The sequence below is a fragment of the Duganella paludis genome (assembly GCF_054461335.1).
This window is the reverse complement of sequence record NZ_CM136922.1, coordinates 5364552-5384192: the sequence shown is the minus strand read 5'-3', so window position 1 is coordinate 5384192 and position 19641 is coordinate 5364552. Positions and strand designations below refer to the sequence as shown.

Genomic DNA, 19641 nt, shown 5'->3' with positions numbered 1-19641 from the left:
CGACGTCCTCAATGTTGAACTATCAACTGCAAAACCTGACGGTGCGCCATCTGAGCGCGCCGTCTACCCCTGCACTGCATGCGATCAACCTGACCATCAATCAGGGCGAGCAACTGGCCCTGATCGGCCCTTCCGGCGCCGGCAAGACCACGCTGCTGGCCACCCTGTCCCTCTCGCACAAACCGGCCGAAGGCAGCTTCCAGGCCTTCGGCGTCGACCCTTGGGCGCTCGGTGAGGCCGAACGCCATCGCCTGCGCGCGCAGTTGTTCCTGGCGCCGCAAACGCCGCCGCTGCCGCCGCGCCAGCGCGTGGTGACGGCGGTGCTGGCCGCGCGCCTGCCGCAATGGAGCGCGTGGCGCGCGCTGGTCTCGCTGTTCAAGCCCGCCGATCCGCAAGCCGCATGGCAGGCGCTGTCGCGCTTCAACCTGGGCGACAAACTGTATTCCCGCGTCGACCGCCTGTCCGGCGGCGAACGCCAGCGCTGCGGCCTGGCGCGCCTGCTGCTGTCGCCGGCCAAGTCGCTGCTGGTCGACGAGCCGCTGTCCGCGCTCGACCCGGCGCTATCCGAACTGACCTTGACCACGCTGCGCGAAGAAGCCGCCGCCCGCAACGCTACCCTGATCTGCAGCCTGCACCAGGTGGACCTGGCGCTGAGCCACTTCCCGCGCATCGTCGCCCTGCGCGACGGCCGCATCGAATTCGACCTGCCGCGCGACCAGGTCACGCCGCAGATGATCGCCGCCCTGTATCAGGGCGAGCAGCCGGCCGCCAGTCCGCCGCCGCACGACGAACTGATGGCGGTCAAGCTTGGCGTAGGCGCCTGCCTGTGAAGACTGCCGCCGCAGCCGCCGTGGCTCCGAACATCCGGCGCGATCCGGCCCTGCGCGGCCGCATCCTCGCCATCGTGGCCGCGCTGGTCATCCTGTGGCCGGTGCTGGTTATCAGCGAATTCACGCCGTGGATCCTGCTCGACGCGCAAAGCCTGAGCGCCACCGGCCGCTTCCTGGCCGACTTCCTGGTGCCGGCCCACAGCGCCGAATTCCTCGAGATGCTGCTGCGCGAAACCTGGAACACCATCGCTATCGCCACCGCCGGCCTGGCGCTGGCACTGCTGGGCGCCATCCCCGCCACGCTGATCATCAACGAACAACTGTCGATTTCCGCGCTGGGCACCGGCCGCATGCGCCTGGCCGCGCGCGCCGTGCGCCAGAGCATGCGCTGGCTGCTGGTGATACTGCGCTCGGTGCCGGAACTGGTGTGGGCGCTGCTGTTCGTGCGCATCATCGGCCTCGGTCCCACGGCCGGCGTGCTGGCCATCGCCCTCACCTACTGCGGCATGCTGGGCAAGGTCTACGCCGAAATCCTCGAATCGTCCGACGCCCACGCCAGCGACACGCTGCTGGCCAACGGCAGCGGGCGTTTATCCGCGCTGCTGTACGGCGTGCTGCCGGAATCCGCCGCCGAACTGATGTCCTACACCGTCTACCGCTGGGAATGCGCGATACGCGGCTCGGTGGTGATGGGCTTCGTCGGCGCCGGCGGCCTCGGTCAGCGCATGGACGAATCGATGAAGATGCTGGCCGGCGCCGAAGTGGCGTCGATGCTGCTGGTGTTCGTGCTGCTGGTGGCGCTGGCCGACCAGTTCTCGAAAGTGCTGCGGAGGCGCCTCGGATGAAATCGAACCTATCCGCCGCCCACATGCCCAAGCCGCCGGCCCGCGACTGGACCGTGCGCATCCTGATGCTGCTGGTGACGGTGCTGATCGTCACCAGCTTCGCCACGTTGCCGCTCAAATGGCGCGACTTCTTCACCATGGAAGCGGTCAACAGCACGCTGGAACTGCTGGCCGGCTTCGCGCCGCCGGAGACCGGCCTGCCCTTCCTGACCAAGACCTTCTGGGCCGCGCTTGAAACGCTGGCTATGTCCGGCCTGGGCACGCTGCTGGCCGTGATCTTCGGCCTGGCCTTCTCGCTGCCGGCCTCGGGCCGCTTCGGCGCCGCGCCGCGCGCCGCCATGCGCGCAGTGCTCAATGTGCTGCGTTCGATCCCGGAACTGGTGTGGGCCTCCATCATGCTGATCGCCGCCGGCCTCGGGCCGCTGGGCGGCACGCTGGCGCTGGCCGCGCACACGGCCGGTGTGCTGGGCCGCCTGTTCGCCGACTCGCTGGAAAACGCCGCGCCGCTGCCGGAACAAAGCCTGCGCACCAACGGCGCCGGCGCCGTCAGCGCCTTCTTCTACGCCACCCTGCCGCAAACGCTGCCGCAAATGATGTCATACACGCTGTACCGCTGGGAGAACAATATCCGCGCCGCCGCCATCCTCGGCGTGGTCGGCGCGGGCGGCTTGGGCCAGATGCTCAAATACCACCTGTCGCTGTTCCAGATGCCGCTGGCCGCCACCGTCATCCTCGCCATGCTGCTGCTGGTGGCGCTGGTCGATGGCATCAGCTTCGCCATGCGCCGCGCGCTCACACGCTAATGCTCGAACTCCGCGAACTCTCCAAATCCTATGGCGGCCGGCCGGTGCTGGACCGCCTGTCGTGGAACTTCAAGGCCGGCGAATTCGTCGCCATCATGGGCGACTCTGGCGTCGGCAAGTCCACGCTGCTGAACCTCATCGCCGGCCTCGATACGCCCGATCCCGCAGCCCAATCGCCCATCATCGTCGACGGCGTCGCCATGTCCGGCCTGGACGACGACGCGGCCACCAGGCTGCGGCGCGCGCGCATGGGTTTCATCTTCCAGGCCTTCCACGTGCTGCCGCATTTAACGTTGCTGCAGAACGTCGCCCTGCCGCTGCTGTTGAACGGCTTGCCCACCAAGCGCGCGGCCGAGATGCTGGAAGAAGTCGGCCTGGGCGGCCGTGGGCACGACTTCCCCCATCAAATTTCCGGCGGGCAAATGCAACGCGTGGCCATCGCCCGCGCCCTGGTGCACCGTCCGGCCCTGGTGCTTGCCGATGAGCCTACCGGTAACCTCGATCCGGATACCGCCGACGCCATCCTCACACTGTTGCAGCGCGAAATTAAAGCCACCGGTGCAAGCGCCATCATGGTGACACATTCGCAACTTGCTGCCAAAAAGACAGACAAAATCCTACATTTATCGAAGAACGGGCTACAAGAAACAACAATCGTCAACCCGTTTGCGCAATAAACAAGATAATTTAATTGTCAAACCCTGCACTTTTTTTTTAACCGTAGTATTATTGAAAATAACTTGCATGGTTATTAAGAATGTTGAGTCGCGTACCACATTCAGGACCTAAAAATGTGGGCGCTAGCCTTGCCAGGAAACGTAGTCAATTTAACGTTTAGAGCAAAGGAGGAGCAAACCATGAACGTTCGGCAAAAAAAGCTTGAGCTGATCGAAGCCATGAATCGTGCGCGGGCCCTGGAGCCATCCAGTTTTGTCCCAAACAAGCTTCTTGACACTTTGATTGAAAAAATGAATCTGAAGAACGATGCAGAGTTGTGTCGGGTGCTGGAAGTTCAGCCACCGATCATCAGCAAGATCCGGCACCGGAAGCTGGCGGTTGGTGCGACGATCCTGCTGCGCATGCATGAAAAATCAGATATCAGCATTCGCGAGCTGAAAGATCTGTCCACCGCGTCGATGCATTGATAGTGCTACATCAGTCATGCCATGCCGGCGCCGGCATGCGGTATCCGGCGCCACTTAAGCGCTTTAGCGTCCAGCCCAAACCCCGCTGATCGCTATCCCTCTTAGCATTTCTCGTATTTCCAATTTCTCGACTTGCCCTCAGCGATCCATTCGACGGCTTGCTCGCGCCTGCGCGCGCGCGTCGCATCGGTCTTGGCTTCGCTCAGCCACTCGGCGTAGTCACGCTGCTTGCTTGGGCTGAACGCGTCGAAGTGTTCGCGCGCGGCCGGCACGGCGTCCAGCGCGGCGTTCAGATCATCCGGAATCTCCAGCGCGCGCGGCGTGGCCGGCTTCGCGCGCGCCGGTGCGGCGACGCCGTCGTCATTGAGCTTCATCGCCTGCTTGATGTACCCGGCCAGCACCTTCTTCGCCGGCAGATCCTTGATCGACGTGATGCGGCCGAAGTGCCCCATGGCCTCGCGCTTGACCTCATCGTCCGCCATCAGCAGCTCGGCCTTCCAGAAGCCGAAGGCGCAATGCGCCTTAAACGACGCCATGCTGCACATCATGCCCTTGTACATAAAGTGCGGGAAGCTCCACTTCATGGTCTCTTCCACCTCGGGACAAGTGGCGTGCACCACGGCGCGCAGGTGCTCCAGGATGGGCTGCGCGAAGTCGGCGGATTTGGCGATGTAGGCGTCAACGCGCGGATCGATGGTGGGCATGTCTGTTCTCGCTAAAAAATAGTACGCCAGCTATTGTAGACGTTTGTAACATTTCGTTGCACGATACATATAGTCGATATACCAAACCGGGCAATCTGGCATATGCTCCGGCTATGGATACCCGACACCTCGCCCGCCGTATCGCCCTGCCGCTCCTGCTGCTCAGCGGCTGCGCCACCACGCCACCGCCGCCGGCCGACCCTGCGGCCCTGAGCAGCGCCTTGAACCGCATCAGCTGGGGCGTCAACCAGAGCACCTACCAACAGGCCGAGAAGATGGGTTACACAGCGTGGCTGGATCAGCAGCTGCATCCCGCCCCCGCCGTGTTGCCGGCCGCCGCGCAGGCGCAGATCGACGCCATGACCATCGCGCAGACGCCGTTGCCGCAACTGGTACGGCAGATGGAGGACCAGCGCCGCGAATCCGACAAGACCGTGGCCGACGACGACGCCAAGAAAGCCGCGCAACGCGCCTACCAGCAGGAACTCGGCCGCCTGGCGAAGGAAGCCGCCACCCGCTCGCTGCTGCGCAACCTCTACTCGCCCAACCAGTTGCAGGAGCAGATGACCTGGTTCTGGCTGAACCACTTCAACGTCCACCAAGGCAAGAGCAACCTGCGCGCAATGGTGGGCGACTATGAAGAACAGGCGATCCGCCCGCACGCGCTGGGCAAGTTCCGCGACCTGCTGTCGGCGACGCTGCGCCACCCGGCCATGATCCGCTACCTGGACAACGAACAGAACGCCGCCAACCGCCTCAACGAAAACTACGCGCGCGAGATCATGGAGCTGCACACGCTGGGCGTGGATGGCGGCTACAGCCAGGCCGACGTGCAGCAGCTGGCGCGCATCCTCACCGGCGTCGGCGTCAACCTCGGCGACAAGACGCCCAACGTCCGCAGGGACAAGCTGGACCAGTACCGGCGCGATGGCTTGTTCGAATTCAATCCCAACCGCCACGACTACGGCGACAAGGTCTTCCTCGGTCAGCCCGTGAAAGGACGCGGCCTGGCCGAAGTCGACGAAGCGCTCAACCGCCTGTGCCGCCACCCTTCCACCGCGCGCTACGTCAGCCGCAAGCTGGCGGTCTACTTCGTGGCCGACGAACCGCCGCCGCAACTGGTGGAGCGCATGGCCGCGCGCTTCCAGTCCAGCGACGGCGACATCGCCGCCGTGCTGCGCGTGATGTTTACCTCGACCGAATTCACGCAATCGCTGGGCCGCAAGTTCAAGGACCCGGTGCACTACGTGGTGGCCGCCGTGCGCCTGACCTACGACGACAACATCATCCTCAACACGGGACCGATGCTCAATTGGCTGAACCGCATGGCCGAACCGCTGTACGGCCGCCAGACGCCGGACGGCTATGCGCTCACGCAATCGGGCTGGGCCAGCCCGGGCCAGATGACCACGCGCTTCGAGATCGCCAAGGCCATCGGCGGCGGCGCGGCCGGCCTGTTCAAGAGCGAAGGCGCGCAGCCGCAGGAGCGCCCGGCCTTCCCGCAATTGGCCAACGCGCTGTACTACCAATCGCTGAAAGCCTCCCTGGCGTCGGCCACGCAACAGGCGCTGGCACAGGCCACCTCGCCGCAGGAATGGAACACGCTGTTCCTGTCCTCGCCGGAACTGATGCACCGCTAGGAGAAACCCCATGCAACGCCGCACCCTGCTCAAGTCACTGACCGCCCTGCCCGCCGCCGCCATGGCCGGCCAGCTCTGGGCCGCGCCGGCCAGCAAGACGCGCCTGCTGTTCGTCTTCATGCGCGGCGGCTACGACGCCGCCAGCCTGCTGGCGCCCATCTCCAGCCAGTATTACTACGAGGTGCGGCCCAACATCGCCATCCCCAAGGCGACCGCGCTGCCGATCGACGCCGACTGGGGCCTGCACCCGGCCCTGCGCGACACCATCCACCCGCTGTTCACCGCCGGCCAGGCCGCCTTCGTGCCGTTCGCCGGCACCGAGGACCTGTCGCGCAGCCACTTCGAAACGCAGGACAGCATCGAACTGGGCCAGGCCCTGGACCGCAAGCGCGACTTCCGCTCCGGCTTCCTCAACCGCCTGGCGGCCACGCTGAACACCGACCGCGCCAACCCCATCGCCTTCACCGACCAGCTGCCGCTGATCATGCAGGGCGGCCTGCAAGTGCCCAACACGGCGCTGCGCAACGTCGCCAAGCCGGCCATCGACGCGCGCCAGGCCAAGCTGATCGCCGCCATGTACGAGGGCACGGCGCTGGCGCAGCCGGTGCGCGACGGCTTCACCGTGCGCGAAGACGTGATGAAGGAAATGATCGGCGAGATGGACGCCGCCAACCGCAACGCCATCACCGCCAAGGGCTTCGAGCTGGAAGCGCGCCGCATCGCCAAGGTGATGAAGGAGCGCTACAACATCGGCTTCATCGACGTCGGCGGCTGGGACACCCACGTCGGCCAGGGCAACGCCAGCGGCTACCTGGCCAACCGGCTGGAAGAACTCGGACGCGGCCTGTCCGGCTTCGCGCAGGAGATGGGACCGGACTGGAAAGACACGGTGGTAATCGTGGTCAGCGAATTCGGCCGCACCTTCCGCGAGAACGGCAATCGCGGCACCGACCACGGCCACGGCAGCGTGTACTGGGTGCTGGGCGGCGGCATCAACGGCGGCAAGGTACTGGGCGAACAGGTGCGGCTGGAACAGGCCACGCTGTTCCAGAACCGCGACTACCCGGTGCTCAACGAATACCGCGCCATGTTCGGCGGCCTGCTGGCGCGCATGTACGGCCTGAACGCCGGCCAGGTGGAAAGCATCTTCGGCACCAAGGGCCGCGACCTCGGCCTGGTGTAAGCCGCGTTAAGCGTGCGTCAGTAGCCAGTCGGTGGCGTCATCCACCGACAAGGGCCGCGAGTACAGGAATCCCTGGAACACGGCGCAACCAGCCTGGTTGAGGAACTCAGCCTGCGCCGCGCTCTCCACTCCTTCGGCAATCACATTCAGGCGCAGGTCCTGCGCCAGCTGCACCACCGTGCGCACCACCGCGTCGGCATCGCCGTGATCGGGCACATCGTTCAGGAAGCTCTTGTCCAGCTTGATGGTGTTGACGCGCAGCGTGCGCAGATAACTGAGCGAGGAATAACCGGTGCCGAAGTCGTCCAGCGACAGCCGGAAGCCCTGCTCGCGCAGTTGGTCCACCACGTTGCTGCCGCTGCGTTCCAGCTCGATGGCGTCGCGTTCGGTCAGCTCGATCTCCACCATCGCCGGCGTCAGGCCATGCTCGGCCAGGCCGCTTTGCAAATGCGCCAGATAGCTCGCATCCTGCAGCTCGTTGGCGCAGGAATTGACGCAGATGCGCAGCCCGCGCACGCCCACCGCCAGCCAGCGCTCCATCTGCTCGCAGATCTTCAGGAAGATGGCCTGCCCCAGCTGGGGCAACAGCCCGGTCTCGCGCGCCAGGCCGATGACGTATTCGATGGGTTGCTGCCCCAGTTCGTCCGGCAGCCGCAGCAAGGCCTCCATCGCCACCGTGTGGCCGTGGTCGTCGACGATGGGCTGGTAGGCCAGGTAGAAGGTATCGCTCATCAGGATGCGCTTCAACTCGGCATGGTCGGCATTCTTGCGGTGCGCGATCATGTCCAGCTCTTCGGTGTAGTAGTGATAGCAATTGCGGCCGGCGTTCTTGGCGTGGTACAGGGCCAGGTCGGCTTTCTTCAACAGGCTGTCGGGCGCGTTGGCGTCGACCGGGCAGACGGCGATGCCGATGCTGGCGCTGATCTTGACCTCGCGCTCACCCAGCTTGAACGGCCGCGCCAGCTCGGCCAGCAGCTTCTCGGCCAGCACGCCGCCGTCGGCCGGCGACGGCGCATACAGCTGCAGCAGCGCGAACTCGTCGCCGCCCAGCCGGGCCACGAAATCGCTCTCGCGGCTGGCGGCGCGGATGCGCTGCGCGGTCTGCTGCAGCAGCAGGTCGCCGGCCTGGTGGCCCAGCACGTCGTTGACTTCCTTGAACTGGTCGAGATCGATCATCAGCAACAGCAGCAGCTGGCCGGTGCGCTCGGCCAGCGCCACCATCTCGGAACGGCGCGCATCGAAGGCGGCGCGGTTGGACAGGCCGGTCAGCACGTCGATGGTGGCCAGGCGGCGGATCTCGTCCTGCGCCAGCTTGCGGTCGGTGACGTCGCGCAGGATCTTCAGGTAGCCGACCGGTTGCTGTTGGCCGTCGCGGATCGGCGTCAGCACGCCGTCGGCCCAGAAGCGCGAATGGTCCTTGCGCAGGTGCCATCGGTAATCGGCGGCGCGGTCCCAGCGCTGCGCGGTGGACATTTCCACCAGGTGCTCGCCGGCCAGCCGGTCGTCGATGGTAAACAGGCGCTCCATGCCCTGGCCTATCATCTCCTCCGGCCCATAGCCGAAGATAAGCTCGGCCCCCAGATTCCAGCTGGTGACCCGGCTATCGGTTCCGATGGTAAAAATCGCGAAGTCCTGCACGTTCAGGTATATCTGCCGCAGCAGCAGTTCGGGGCTAATTTCTGGGGCAATCACGGTTCCAAGTGGTGGCGTCATGGCTCGATATCTCAAAACAGGTTGGACCGCCACCCCGGTCCCAAGTTCAACCCATCATATCGGCCGCCAGCGCCCGTCCGTCCGGACTAAAATGGACGGTGCCGGTGATGCCGCCGTCGTCGAGCTCCAGCGTCACCAGGCCGGCCTCCTCCAGCAGCGTCAGTTGGCGGCGCAGCACGCTCATGGGCAGGCCGGCCTGTTTGCTCAGCCTGGCCAGCGAGCAAGGCTTGTCGGGCCGCTCGGCCTCCAGGCGCCATAAGGCCACAATCAGTTCATCAACCATCGCAAAGACCCTTAAACTAAAAATACAATATACTCGCAGAAAATATTACTGGACCGCAACATGAACAAAAAGCCCGAAGGCCACATCGAACCTTACACCCATCCGGCCGCCGGCTGGGGGGCGTTGAAACAGGTGGCCATCAACCTGGTGCGCGAGCGCGTGGCCGGCGGCAACTACAAGACCCTGCTCAAGCAAAACCAGCCGGACGGCTTCGACTGCCCGGGCTGCGCCTGGCCGGACCGCGAACACGCGTCCACCTTCGAGTTCTGCGAAAACGGCGTCAAGGCGGTGGCGGCCGAAGCCACCAGCAAGCGCGTGCGGCCGGAATTTTTCGCCGCCCACACCGTCACCGAACTGCTGGCGCAATCGGACTACGAACTGGAACAGCACGGCCGCCTGACCGATCCCATGGCCTACGACGCCGCCAGCGACAAATACCTGCCCATCGGCTGGGACGACGCCTTCGCGCTAATGGCGGCCCACCTGAAGTCCCTGCCGCATCCGGACCAGGCCACCTTCTACACCTCCGGCCGCACCGGCAACGAAGCGGCCTTCCTGTTCCAGCTGTTCGCGCGCATGTATGGCACCAACAACTTCCCGGACTGCTCGAACATGTGCCACGAGCCGACCAGCCGCGGCCTGCCGGGCACGGTGGGCATCGGCAAGGGCACGGTCACGCTGCAGGACTTCGAACACGCCGACACGCTGCTGATCTTCGGCCAGAACCCGGCCACCAACCACCCGCGCATGATGGGCGAACTGCGCGACTGCGCCAAGCGCGGTGCGACGATCGTCTCTATCAACCCGCTGCGCGAACGCGGCCTGGAACGCTTCACCAGCCCGGCCCACGCGCTGGAAATGCTGACCGGCGCCAGCACCGTCATCAGCACCCTGTTCATCCAGCCCAAGCTGGCGGGTGACTTCGCGCTGATCAAGGCCATCGCCAAGCGCCTGGTGGAACGCGACGACGACGCGCAGGCCGCCGGCCAGGCCAGCCTGCTGGACCGCGACTTCATCGAGCGCCACACCAGCGGCTACGCCGCCTTCGAACAAGACCTGCGCGCCGAGAGCTGGGACGTACTGCTGGCCGAATCCGGCGTGCCGCGCGCGCAGATCGAGCAGCTCACCGACATCTACATCCAGGGCAAGAACGTCATCTGCACCTGGGGCATGGGCCTGACCCAGCACAAAGGCGCGGTGGCGACCATCCAGATGCTGTCCAACCTGATGATGATGCGCGGGCAGATCGGCCGCCTCGGCGCCGGCCTGTGCCCGGTGCGCGGCCACTCCAACGTGCAGGGCGACCGCACCATGGGCATCGAGGAAAAGCCGACGCCGGCCTTCCTCGACCGCCTGCAAAAAGTATTCAAGTTCGAGCCGCCGCGCGAACATGGACTGGACACGGTCGACAGCATCCAGGCCATGCTGGACGGGCGCGTGAAAGTGTTCTTCGCCATGGGCGGCAACTTCGCCATGGCCACGCCGGACACGCCGCTCACCTTCGAAGCGCTGCGCAAGTGCGACTTGACGGTGCACGTGGCCACTAAGCTCAATCGCAGCCATCTGGTGACGGGCAAGCAGGCGCTGATCCTGCCGACGCTGGGCCGCACCGAGATCGACCTGCAGAACGGCGTGCCGCAAGGCGTGACGGTGGAAGACTCGATGAGCATGGTGCACCTGTCCTTCGGCATGAACAAGCCGGCCTCGGACAAGCTACTGTCGGAAACCGCGATCGTGGCGCGGCTGGCCCACGCCACGCTGGGCAGCGACAAGGTGGACTGGCTGGCGCGCGGCACCGACTATGCGTCCATCCGCGAAATGATCGAACAGGTGTTCGACGACTTCCACGACTTCAACGCGCGGCTTGCGCATCCGGGCGGCTTCCATCTGCGGGTCGCCTCGCGCGAACGTGAATGGCGCACCGCCAGCGGCCGCGCGCAGTTCGTGCCGCATAAGGTGGACCTGGACACGCCGATCCACCGCGCCCGCGCGCTGCACGGCGAGCGCCTGATGGTGCTGATGACGGCGCGTTCGCACGACCAGTACAACACCACCATCTACGGCCTGGACGACCGCTATCGCGGCGTGTTCGGCCTGCGCCGCGTGGTCTTCATCAACAAGGCAGACCTGGCGATGCTGGGGTTGAAGAACGGCGAGCACGTGGACATGGTCAGCGTCTGGGACGACAACGTCACGCGCCGCGCCGAGCGCTTCCTGCTGGTGGAATACGACATCCCGCGCGGCTGCCTGGGCGCCTACTTCCCCGAGACCAACGGCCTGGTGCCGCTGCACAGCACCGCCGACGGCGCCGGCACGCCAACCTCCAAATCGATCCCGGTGCTGCTGGAACGTCATGAACGCTCCAGCAGTACCGCCGCCTAGTGCGGTGCGGGCAGCACGAGGCGCCGCATCAGCTGCGCCTTGGCGCCTGAAACGGCTGGGATAGGTACCGCCAGCATGGCGCTGTCGCCCAGCAAGAACAGGGTCTTGCCGTCCGGGCTGATGGTGCCCAGCGCGCGCGTATCGCATCCATAGTCGCTGGTCTTGCAGGTCGGATAGTCCTGCAAATCGAAAGAACCCAGCAGCGGAAGGTCGGTGCTGGTCACCATGCGCGTGCTGCTGTCGAACACATAAACGCGCGGCTTGCTGGTCGAAGTGGCATACAGGCCGGAGCTGTCGTAAGCCATCACGTACAGGCGCTTACCATCGGGCGAGAATATCGGCGTGCGGCCGAAATACTCGCGGTCCGGAATCGCCACTTTGCCGATCATATTGAAGTCGCGGTCCCATACGATATATGTGCCTTCCGCAAAACGCTCGCCACGCAGGCTTTGGGCGGCCTCGTACCAGAAGTTCAGGCCGCCGGGGGCGACCTTGGACGCCAGGTCGTTACTGTCCAGCGACACCATCGGCGGCGCCGGCGAATAGCTTGCCGATTGCACGATATTGATGTGCGATCCATCACCGGAGGCCACCGCCCAACCGAAGTTGAAGGCGCCGCCGATGTTGCCGAAACGACGCGTGGACAGGTCGAAATACGCCATATAGCCGCCATCGTCCTGCACGCCGGACGAGCCGTTGAATAGCACTTTACCGTCGTTGCGCACCGCAATGCGCGGCAGGTTGTTGAGCGTGTCGCCATCCACGTAGCCGGCTTTAAAGCTGCCCTGTTCGGCCAGCGTGGCCGGATCGAACAGCTTGATATGGCCGGTCGTGACGGTCACCACCAGGCTCTTGCCATCGGGCGACATCGCTACCGCGTCGGCGCTCGTCACCGGAACGCTGCTGACATCCCAGCCCGTGACGGATTTGCTGAAGCGCATCAGCGAACCCAAGGTTTTATTGACCGTGTACAGGGCCTGCCGCTCGGGATCGAACACTATGCCGCCTTTGCTGCCTTGCGCGGCCACCGCCGCGTAGCCGATCGCCGGTTGCGACAGGGTCTTCAGAATCAGCGTCCCGGATGAGGCCCCGAGGCCATTCGACAAAGCCACGGAGGCGGTGCCGGTCGCCGCCGGCAAGGTCAGCTCGAACTGCGTATCGTTGACGCGCACGATCGCGGTGGGCGTGGTGCCGGTCACTTGCAGCACCTGGCGCAAATCCGCAATCGCATCGAAGCCGCGTCCGCGCACGATGTATTTGCCGGACTCGCCGGGAAGCCGGGTATGGGGGCTGATGTAATTCAGCTCGGGCAGCTTCTTGTTCAGCGTGACCGTGAATTTCGTCGCCGCCGTGACGCCGCTGGCCAGGCTGACAGTGATGTCGGCCGCGTGCAACTGGTTGTTGGCCAGCTTCAGCATTTCCGGTACATTCACGGACAAGCCCAATTTATCGGTGCGCAACGAGCCGCTATTGCGCGACAACACCAGCCAGCTGGCATTGCTGCTGGCCTGCCAACCCTGCACCGGCAGATTCGGGATGTCGATGCTGATCTGCCCGCTTAGGCTGCCTGCGGTGCTGGCCGCGTCAACCGTGAGCGTGGCGGCGCCGCTGATACTCCAGTCAGCCGGCAACACATTCAGCGTGACCGGCACGCTGACTGACAACACCTCGGGGCCGCCGCTCAGCACCACGTCGGCGCGGTAAATGCCGGGACTGAGCTTGGCTGCGGAAGCCACCAGATTCAAGCTGCCGCCCGCGCCTGGCGTGACCGCCAGCCAATCGCCATCGCCGCCGTACTGATAGCGTACGCTATTGCCCAGGGCCTGCGCCCACGGCGGCAGCGTCACCTTCAACTGCTGGGCGCCGCTGGCATAACCGGTGGGTGCGGAAAAGTCCAGGCTGGCGCGCTCTGGGGTAATGCTGGTCACGGAGGCCGGATCGGCGCTGACCACATAGTTGACCGCCAGCGAAGTCTGGCGCTCCCCCGCATTGATCATCAACACGCCGGAATAATTGCCCGGCGCCTTGGACGAAGCGACCACCGTCATGCCGCTGGCGGTGATATTCTTGGCCTGCAGCCAGGGCACGCTGCTGGTGACGGAGAAACTGCTGGCACCGGTCGGCAACTGCACCGCCACTGCGGCGGAGGCTGTGGCGCCGCCCAACGCCCGCAAATCCAGGCCAAGCGGCGTGACCTTCAAACCCTTGCTGATGCTGATCGTATACGCGACCTCGACCGGTGAACCTTTGAAGTGCTGGGCGCACTGCGTATCGGCGCACATCATCAGTTTCAGCGTGCCGGCGTACTCGCCCGCCGCCAGCTGCATTTTCGGGTACACATAAAACTGCGCTTGCGTACCGTTGATACGGGCCTCCACCCGGTCGATGGCGGTGCCGAGATCCTGGCCGCCGAAATAAGCCGTGGTCGGAACATTGGTGCCGCTGCCGGTGCCCAATATGACCTGAGGCGCGAGCACGCTGCCTTCATCGCCGGCGAAGCGCAACTGGGTGCGGTCGATACTGACCGAAAATCCCGGCGAGGGATCGGGCGTCGGTGTAGGGACGCTGGACGGAGCGCCGGCACTGGTGCCGCCGCCGCCGCCGCCGCACGCGGTAAGCAACAATGACAGGCCCAAAGCTGCCGCAAGCGACAATCGGTTATTCTTATAGTTAAACAATCAGTTCTCTCTAGAAATTCTTAAAAAGACAATTTTACCTTACCAGCGGCAATTCAGAGAGAGCCCGATTGCGGCAGACGCGAATCAGGTGTATTCAACGCAGCCGTCGTGGCGGCAAAAGCTTACCAGCTTGATGCCCGCTTCGGCGGCGATGTCGATCGCCAGCGTGCTCGGGGCGGAGATGGTCGCCAGCATGGGGATGTTCATGCGCGCGGCCTTGCGCACCAGTTCATAGCTGGCGCGGCTGGACATGAAGACGAAGCCGTTTGGCATGTCTACGCCTTCCAGCGCCAGGTGGCCTATCAGCTTATCAAGGGCGTTGTGGCGGCCGACGTCTTCGCATACGCGAAGCACGGCGCCGCCGGCATCGCACCATGCCGCCGCGTGCACGCCGCCGGTGGCGCGCATCAAATGCTGATGCTGGCCGAGTTCCGCCGCCGCGCGGGTGATCGCCGGTTGCAGCGCGCCTTCGCCGTGCAATGCGGCGGCGGCGATGCGCTCCGGTTGCAAATCCAGTAGCTCCAGGCTTTCGATGCCGCACACGCCGCAGCCGCTGCGGCCCGCCATCGACCGGCGCTGCTGCTTGAGCTGCACGAAGTCCTCGCTGGCGATGGTGATGTCGATCTCGAAGCTGCGCGCATGCTGGCGCACTTCGATGTCGAAAATGTCGGCGGCCTTGGCGACCAACCCTTCGGTCAGGGCGAAGCCCATGGCGAACGGTTGCAGGTCACGCGGCGTGACCATCATGACGGCATGCGAGATGCCATTGAAAACCAGCGCCACCGGGACTTCCTCGATGACGCGGTCGGTGGTGCGAACGGCATCCGCGCCGCGATGGCGCGTGGCCGGGCGTTCCTGAAACCCCGCTTGGTCCGACTCCAGATCCAGCTTCATACTGCCCCGCGAAATAAGCACAACGACTTATTCTACACGGGGCCGGGCAACACCGTTATGCAGCCAGCTGCGCTTCACCCACGCCGTAGTGGCGGGCGTAGCGTGCGTCCAGATTCGCCAGAGGCATCAGCAGGAACAGGTCGGCGCTTTCGAAATCAGGATCCCAGGCCGGTTCGCCGCAGATCCAGGCGCCCGAACGCATATAACCTTTCAGCAGCGCAGGCACTTGCGGCTTTTGCGCGGCTTCCAGTTTGGAGAACGGGAACGGCAGGTGCGGCGTAACGCGGTACTCCAGCGGCGCCATGTTCTTTTCGATCAGCTGCTGGTACACGGCGACGGCATTGTGACCGCCATCGGCCAGGCTGATGCTGGCGCAGCCGACCAGGAATTCGGCGTTCTCGCGGGCCATGTATTCGGCCAGGCCGGACCACAGCAGCATGATGACGCTGCCGCCGCGATAATCAGGGTGGATGCAGGCGCGGCCTGCTTCGACGATGCGGCCACGGATGTTGTTCAGGCGGCCCAGGTCGAATTCGCCTTCAGAATACAGGCGACCCAGCTTGCGGGCGCGGTTGGCGCTCAGCAGGCGGTAGGTGCCGACCACCATCAGCGAGTTCGCGTCGCGCACGATGAGGTGGTCGCAGTGTTCGTCGAATTCGTCGCTATCGAGGCCGTCGGCGCGAACGAGCGCGCTCAGGCCCATCGATTCGATGAACACCTTGTAGCGCAAGCGCTGAACTTCGCGCAGTTCTTCCGGCGTGCTTGCCATACTGAGTACCAGCTTGCCGGACGATGCTCGTACGTCCGCTTGTATGATCGAGGTTTGCATGCTTCATCCCTTTTGTGTGGAAGACGAAGCAAGCGTAACGATCGAATACTTCAAGAAAATGACAGAGAAATGTCATTTTCGTGACATGTTGTTTTTTAATCAGGCTTCTTTGGACGGCCGGTTTTCAGCTGCGGCAGGCCGGCCAGCACGTTCTTCAGGGTCGCCAGGTCGATCTGCGAGATCAGGGCTACGCCGACGCGCAGCAGTTCGCTTTTCTTGACTTCGAAACCGGCTTTCAGGGCGGCTTTCTTCACATGGCCCAGCACCGCGTACTCGGATTCCGGCATGGTGAAGCTGTCGCGCACCAGTTTTTCTTTTGGCGCTTTTTTCACTTCCGGTGCGGCTGGCTTGGCAGCGGCTTTCGGCTTGGCTGCGGCCTTAGGCGCCGGCTTGGCTGCGGCGGCCTTCGGTGCGGCTTTAGGTGCGGCCTTCGGCGCCGGCTTCGCAGCTGCTTTTGGCGCAACTGCCTTCGGCGCCGGCTTGGCGGCTACCTTCGGTGCGGCGGCTTTCGGTGCAGGTTTAGCGACTGCCTTCGGCGCTGCGGCTTTCGGCGCGACCTTCACGGCTGGCTTGGCGGCCGGCGTGGCTGGCTTGGTTGCGGTGGCGGTTGCGGTGGTTTTAGGGGTTGCCTTGGTGACCATACTCACTCCAATTTAATCAATAATATAAACAGTATATATCATTTCAGATGCGCAGCCACGCGGCTGAACAATTGATCTGGATTAACAGGCTTGCGTAAAAAGTCCACCGCGCCGACGCTGCGCCCCAAAGCCTCGTCTTCCGGCAGGCTTTTCGCGGTCAGGAACACCACCGGAATCGCCGCGCTGGCGGGGTCCGCCTTGAGCCGGCGGCAGGTCTCGATGCCATCCACGTCCGGCATCATGATATCGAGCAGGATCAGGTCAACCTTGGACGAGGCCACGATCTGCAAGGCCGTCGCGCCGTTGGTCGCCACCTTGGTGGTGTACTTGTCCTTCAACAGACTCGATAGCAAGGTGATATTGTCCGGCGTGTCGTCCACGATCAGCACGGTGCGTCGATTATTATTGTTCATCATGTCTCCTGTCTTCCAATAGCGGCGGCCAGCACTTTGCCGGCCGCTTCGAATTCATACTGCTCCATGTGATGGCTGAGTCGCGCCATCTCCGGCGCCGACAGCGCCGCCGCCAGGCAGGCGTGCGCCCGCTCGAAGTAATCCATGCTCTCGCCGCTGAACTCCGCCAGCAGCGCCGCCAGGTCCTTCATCGCCTGCCGCGCATCGGCGGCGCTGGCGCAGGCCACGCCGTCGCCACTTTCCAGCGCCTGCGGCAGCGGCGGCACCGGCGGTATCACCTTCATCGACATGCCCAGCCAGCGCGATAGCACGCCATACAGGCGCTGCGGATCGATAGGCTTGGCGATATAGTCCTGCATACCCTCCTCCAGGCAGCGCGCCCGCATTCCCGCCAACGCGTTCGACGTCACCGCGATGATCGGCAGCTCGCTGAAGCGGCTGTCCATGCGCAGCAGGCGCGTGGCCTCATGGCCGTCCATCACCGGCATGCCCAGGTCCATCAGCACCAGGTCATAGGCGCGCGGACCGGCCTCCAACAGCCGCGCCACCGCCTCGCGGCCGTCGTTCACCACCTCCACGTCCAGCCCCTGCAGCTCCAGCAGCTCGCGCGTCACGTCCTGATTGTCTGCGCTGTCCTCGGCCAGCAGCACGCGGGCCGTGCGGCGCGGCGATGCGTCCAGCTGCAGGTCGCCCGCCACGCCGTGCTGCACCGCCGAGTGCACCGCCAGCGCGGCCGCGTCGGACAAGGCAAACGGCAAATCGAAACGGAACACCGAACCCTGCTCGATCTCGCTTTCAACCTCGATATTCCCGCCCATCAGACGCACCAGCTGCTGCGAAATCGACAGCCCAAGGCCGGTGCCGCCGTAGTGCCGCGTGGTCGAGCCGTTGGCCTGGCTGAAGGCGCGGAACAGCCGCGATTTCTGTTGCGGCGTCATGCCGATGCCGGTGTCGCCGACCGAGAAGCGGATCACCGTTTTATCGTCCGCCTGCCCGCGCAGTTCGCAGCGCAATTCCAGCTTGCCTTCCAGCGTAAACTTGACGGCGTTGTTGACCAGGTTGATCAGCACCTGCCCAAGCCGCAGCGGATCGCCCACCAGATAGCGCGGCACATCGTGCGCGGTGTTGATGACATAGGTCAGGTGCTTGTCGGCCGCGCGCTGCGCCGTCACGCTGTTCACATTGACCAGCACATCCTCCAGCGAGAACGGAATCGCCTCCACCTCCAGCCGTCCCGCCTCGATCTTGGAAAAATCCAGGATGTCGTTGATGATGCCCAGCAGGTTCAGCGCCGCGCGGTGGATCTTGCTGATGTAATCGTGCTGCCTGGCCGTCATCTCGGTGCGCAGCGCCAGGTAGGCCATGCCGATCACGGCGCTCATCGGCGTGCGGATCTCGTGGCTCATATTGGCCAGGAACTCGGACTTGGCGATGTTCGCCGCCTCCGCCATCACATTCGCGCTGACCAGTTTCTGCTCGCGCTCGCGGCGTTCGCTGATGTCGCGGATAAAGGCGCAGAACTCGAAGCTGTCGCGCTCCTCCATCTTCACCTGCGTAATCGCCAGCTCGATCGGGAATTCCTCGCCATTGCGGCGCAGGGCGTACACCTCGATGCGGGTATCGAGCACGCCGCCACCGCCACCGCCGGTCAGGTAGCGCTGCATGCCGCGCTTGTGGTCATAGCGGAAGCGCGGCGGAATGATGGTCTTGTCCAGCTCCAGCCCCAACGCCTCCTCGCGCTGCCAGCCGAAGATCACCTCCGCCTGCCTATTCCAGCCGACGATGCGACCCTCCACGTCCATGCGCACCACCGCATCCAGCGCCGTGTCGACGATGTTCTGCAGCTTGGCCTGGCTGTCGCGCGCCAGCTGCATGCTGCGCGTCAGCTCTGCCGTGCGGTCGACGATGCGCTGTTCCAGGTCCGCATTCAGGTCGCGCAGTTCGCGCTCGGCGTCGCGCAGGCGCGTCATGGTGTCGCGGAAGCGCAGCACGGCGTCGGACAGCCGCCCCACCTGGTCGTCGCGTCCCACGCCGGAGAGCTTGATGTCGGTCTCGCCGCGCGTCAGCTTTTCCAGGCCGACGCGGATGTCGGCGAACGGCCGCGCCGCGCGCCGCCCGACGATGAAGATCGACAGCACGATGCCCAGCGCCAGCAGCAGGTTGGCCGCCACCGTGTTGACGATCTGGCGCTGCAAATCCAGATCCATCTGCTGGCGCGAATACGCCAGGTCGATGGAGCCCACCGGATAGCTGCGGCGCGCGTCGCTGAACTGGATCTCGCGCCGCACGCGGATCGACGACACCGGCTCCCTCATCGGCGACACATAACTGGCCAGCTCCGCACCGCCCGGTCCCAGCACGCGCAGCACCAGCACCTCCGGCGTGGCGCCGGAAGCGTCCACCACGCTGGAGACGGCCGCGCTGTTGATGTCGAACAGCGGCCGCGCCAGCGCCTGCGACAGCACCGCAGCCAGCCGCTCGGCGCGTTCGCGCAGGTTCTGTTCGGCCTCGCTGCGCAAGGTCTGCATCACATAGGTGGTATAGATGGCGGTGGAAATCGCCACCGCCAGGAAGATGCCGAAGCCCAGCCGCAGCAGGATGTTGCGCCGCCAAGCCAGCCGCAGCTGCGACAGCGGGCCGCCGCCGTCGCTCAGCAAC

General features: G+C 64.7%; 17 protein-coding genes. 8 read left to right on the top strand and 9 right to left on the bottom strand.

The window, feature by feature from the left end:
* Positions 1-11: 11 nt before the first annotated feature.
* The 5 genes from ACXZ1M_RS23705 (at position 12) to ACXZ1M_RS23685 (ending at position 3623) form a co-directional block, all read left to right on the top strand.
* On the top strand, positions 12-830 hold the full coding sequence (locus ACXZ1M_RS23705) for a phosphonate ABC transporter ATP-binding protein (protein WP_459050058.1): 819 nt from the start codon (positions 12-14) through the stop codon (positions 828-830).
* Positions 827-1675: a PhnE/PtxC family ABC transporter permease gene (locus tag ACXZ1M_RS23700; RefSeq protein WP_459050057.1), complete on the top strand. Its 849-nt coding sequence runs from the start codon at positions 827-829 to the stop codon at positions 1673-1675. Before ACXZ1M_RS23705 ends, ACXZ1M_RS23700 begins: the two co-directional genes overlap by 4 nt.
* On the top strand, positions 1672-2478 hold the full coding sequence (phnE, locus tag ACXZ1M_RS23695) for a phosphonate ABC transporter, permease protein PhnE (RefSeq protein ID WP_459050056.1): 807 nt from the start codon (positions 1672-1674) through the stop codon (positions 2476-2478). The genes ACXZ1M_RS23700 and phnE overlap by 4 nt, the downstream gene beginning before the upstream one ends.
* Positions 2478-3155, top strand: a complete 678-nt coding sequence (locus ACXZ1M_RS23690) for an ABC transporter ATP-binding protein (RefSeq protein WP_459050055.1) — start codon at positions 2478-2480, stop codon at positions 3153-3155. The genes phnE and ACXZ1M_RS23690 overlap by 1 nt, the downstream gene beginning before the upstream one ends.
* Before the next feature lie 180 nt (positions 3156-3335).
* Positions 3336-3623 (top strand): hypothetical protein, encoded by a 288-nt coding sequence (locus tag ACXZ1M_RS23685; protein ID WP_008447145.1) that lies wholly within the window; start codon positions 3336-3338, stop codon positions 3621-3623.
* Positions 3624-3724: 101 nt separating this feature from the next.
* On the opposite strand, the gene ACXZ1M_RS23680 is transcribed toward ACXZ1M_RS23685, so the two are convergent.
* Positions 3725-4327, bottom strand: a complete 603-nt coding sequence (locus ACXZ1M_RS23680; protein WP_459050054.1) for a YdeI/OmpD-associated family protein — start codon at positions 4325-4327, stop codon at positions 3725-3727.
* Between the two features lie 113 nt (positions 4328-4440).
* Here ACXZ1M_RS23680 and ACXZ1M_RS23675 point away from each other — a divergent pair, with 113 nt between their 5' ends.
* The gene (locus tag ACXZ1M_RS23675) at positions 4441-5967 is read left to right on the top strand and encodes a DUF1800 domain-containing protein (protein WP_459050053.1); all 1527 of its coding nucleotides are present in this window, start codon (positions 4441-4443) and stop codon (positions 5965-5967) included.
* 10 nt (positions 5968-5977) lie between these two features.
* Entirely contained in the window at positions 5978-7150 is a 1173-nt protein-coding gene (locus ACXZ1M_RS23670; RefSeq protein WP_459050052.1) for a DUF1501 domain-containing protein, read from the top strand.
* Between the two features lie 6 nt (positions 7151-7156).
* On the opposite strand, the gene ACXZ1M_RS23665 is transcribed toward ACXZ1M_RS23670, so the two are convergent.
* Positions 7157-8863, bottom strand: coding sequence for a putative bifunctional diguanylate cyclase/phosphodiesterase (locus tag ACXZ1M_RS23665; protein ID WP_459050051.1), 1707 nt, complete (start codon positions 8861-8863; stop codon positions 7157-7159).
* A gap of 46 nt (positions 8864-8909) precedes the next feature.
* Complete coding sequence (locus tag ACXZ1M_RS23660) at positions 8910-9146, bottom strand: helix-turn-helix domain-containing protein (RefSeq protein ID WP_459050050.1); 237 nt, start codon at positions 9144-9146, stop codon at positions 8910-8912.
* Between the two features lie 60 nt (positions 9147-9206).
* Here ACXZ1M_RS23660 and ACXZ1M_RS23655 point away from each other — a divergent pair, with 60 nt between their 5' ends.
* Positions 9207-11528 (top strand): FdhF/YdeP family oxidoreductase, encoded by a 2322-nt coding sequence (locus tag ACXZ1M_RS23655; protein WP_459050049.1) that lies wholly within the window; start codon positions 9207-9209, stop codon positions 11526-11528.
* Here the strand turns inward: ACXZ1M_RS23655 and ACXZ1M_RS23650 are convergent.
* The 6 genes from ACXZ1M_RS23650 to ACXZ1M_RS23625 form a co-directional block, all read right to left on the bottom strand.
* Positions 11525-14152, bottom strand: coding sequence for a hypothetical protein (locus ACXZ1M_RS23650; RefSeq protein WP_459050048.1), 2628 nt, complete (start codon positions 14150-14152; stop codon positions 11525-11527). The genes ACXZ1M_RS23655 and ACXZ1M_RS23650 overlap by 4 nt on opposite strands.
* Before the next feature lie 138 nt (positions 14153-14290).
* Positions 14291-15100, bottom strand: coding sequence for a formate dehydrogenase accessory sulfurtransferase FdhD (gene fdhD / locus ACXZ1M_RS23645; RefSeq protein ID WP_459050047.1), 810 nt, complete (start codon positions 15098-15100; stop codon positions 14291-14293).
* Between the two features lie 55 nt (positions 15101-15155).
* The gene (locus ACXZ1M_RS23640; protein WP_459050046.1) at positions 15156-15929 is read right to left on the bottom strand and encodes a GNAT family N-acetyltransferase; all 774 of its coding nucleotides are present in this window, start codon (positions 15927-15929) and stop codon (positions 15156-15158) included.
* Between the two features lie 95 nt (positions 15930-16024).
* The gene (locus ACXZ1M_RS23635) at positions 16025-16570 is read right to left on the bottom strand and encodes a hypothetical protein (protein ID WP_459050045.1); all 546 of its coding nucleotides are present in this window, start codon (positions 16568-16570) and stop codon (positions 16025-16027) included.
* A gap of 38 nt (positions 16571-16608) precedes the next feature.
* On the bottom strand, positions 16609-16983 hold the full coding sequence (locus ACXZ1M_RS23630; RefSeq protein WP_459050044.1) for a response regulator: 375 nt from the start codon (positions 16981-16983) through the stop codon (positions 16609-16611).
* Complete coding sequence (locus ACXZ1M_RS23625; protein WP_459050043.1) at positions 16983-19640, bottom strand: ATP-binding protein; 2658 nt, start codon at positions 19638-19640, stop codon at positions 16983-16985. Before ACXZ1M_RS23625 ends, ACXZ1M_RS23630 begins: the two co-directional genes overlap by 1 nt.
* Position 19641: the final 1 nt, after the last annotated feature.

Excerpts from the sequence above, each read along its gene's own strand:
- ACXZ1M_RS23660 (WP_459050050.1), bottom strand. The coding sequence starts at position 9,146 with ATGGTTGATGAACTGATTGTGGCCTTATGGCGCCTGGAGGCCGAGCGG.
- phnE (WP_459050056.1), top strand. The coding sequence starts at position 1,672 with ATGAAATCGAACCTATCCGCCGCCCACATGCCCAAGCCGCCGGCCCGC.
- ACXZ1M_RS23680 (WP_459050054.1), bottom strand. The coding sequence starts at position 4,327 with ATGCCCACCATCGATCCGCGCGTTGACGCCTACATCGCCAAATCCGCC.
- ACXZ1M_RS23665 (WP_459050051.1), bottom strand. The coding sequence starts at position 8,863 with ATGACGCCACCACTTGGAACCGTGATTGCCCCAGAAATTAGCCCCGAA.
- ACXZ1M_RS23705 (WP_459050058.1), top strand. The coding sequence starts at position 12 with ATGTTGAACTATCAACTGCAAAACCTGACGGTGCGCCATCTGAGCGCG.
- fdhD (WP_459050047.1), bottom strand. The coding sequence starts at position 15,100 with ATGAAGCTGGATCTGGAGTCGGACCAAGCGGGGTTTCAGGAACGCCCG.
- ACXZ1M_RS23690 (WP_459050055.1), top strand. The coding sequence starts at position 2,478 with ATGCTCGAACTCCGCGAACTCTCCAAATCCTATGGCGGCCGGCCGGTG.
- ACXZ1M_RS23685 (WP_008447145.1), top strand. The coding sequence starts at position 3,336 with ATGAACGTTCGGCAAAAAAAGCTTGAGCTGATCGAAGCCATGAATCGT.
- ACXZ1M_RS23630 (WP_459050044.1), bottom strand. The coding sequence starts at position 16,983 with ATGAACAATAATAATCGACGCACCGTGCTGATCGTGGACGACACGCCG.
- ACXZ1M_RS23655 (WP_459050049.1), top strand. The coding sequence starts at position 9,207 with ATGAACAAAAAGCCCGAAGGCCACATCGAACCTTACACCCATCCGGCC.
- ACXZ1M_RS23635 (WP_459050045.1), bottom strand. The coding sequence starts at position 16,570 with ATGGTCACCAAGGCAACCCCTAAAACCACCGCAACCGCCACCGCAACC.
- ACXZ1M_RS23675 (WP_459050053.1), top strand. The coding sequence starts at position 4,441 with ATGGATACCCGACACCTCGCCCGCCGTATCGCCCTGCCGCTCCTGCTG.
- ACXZ1M_RS23640 (WP_459050046.1), bottom strand. The coding sequence starts at position 15,929 with ATGCAAACCTCGATCATACAAGCGGACGTACGAGCATCGTCCGGCAAG.
- ACXZ1M_RS23670 (WP_459050052.1), top strand. The coding sequence starts at position 5,978 with ATGCAACGCCGCACCCTGCTCAAGTCACTGACCGCCCTGCCCGCCGCC.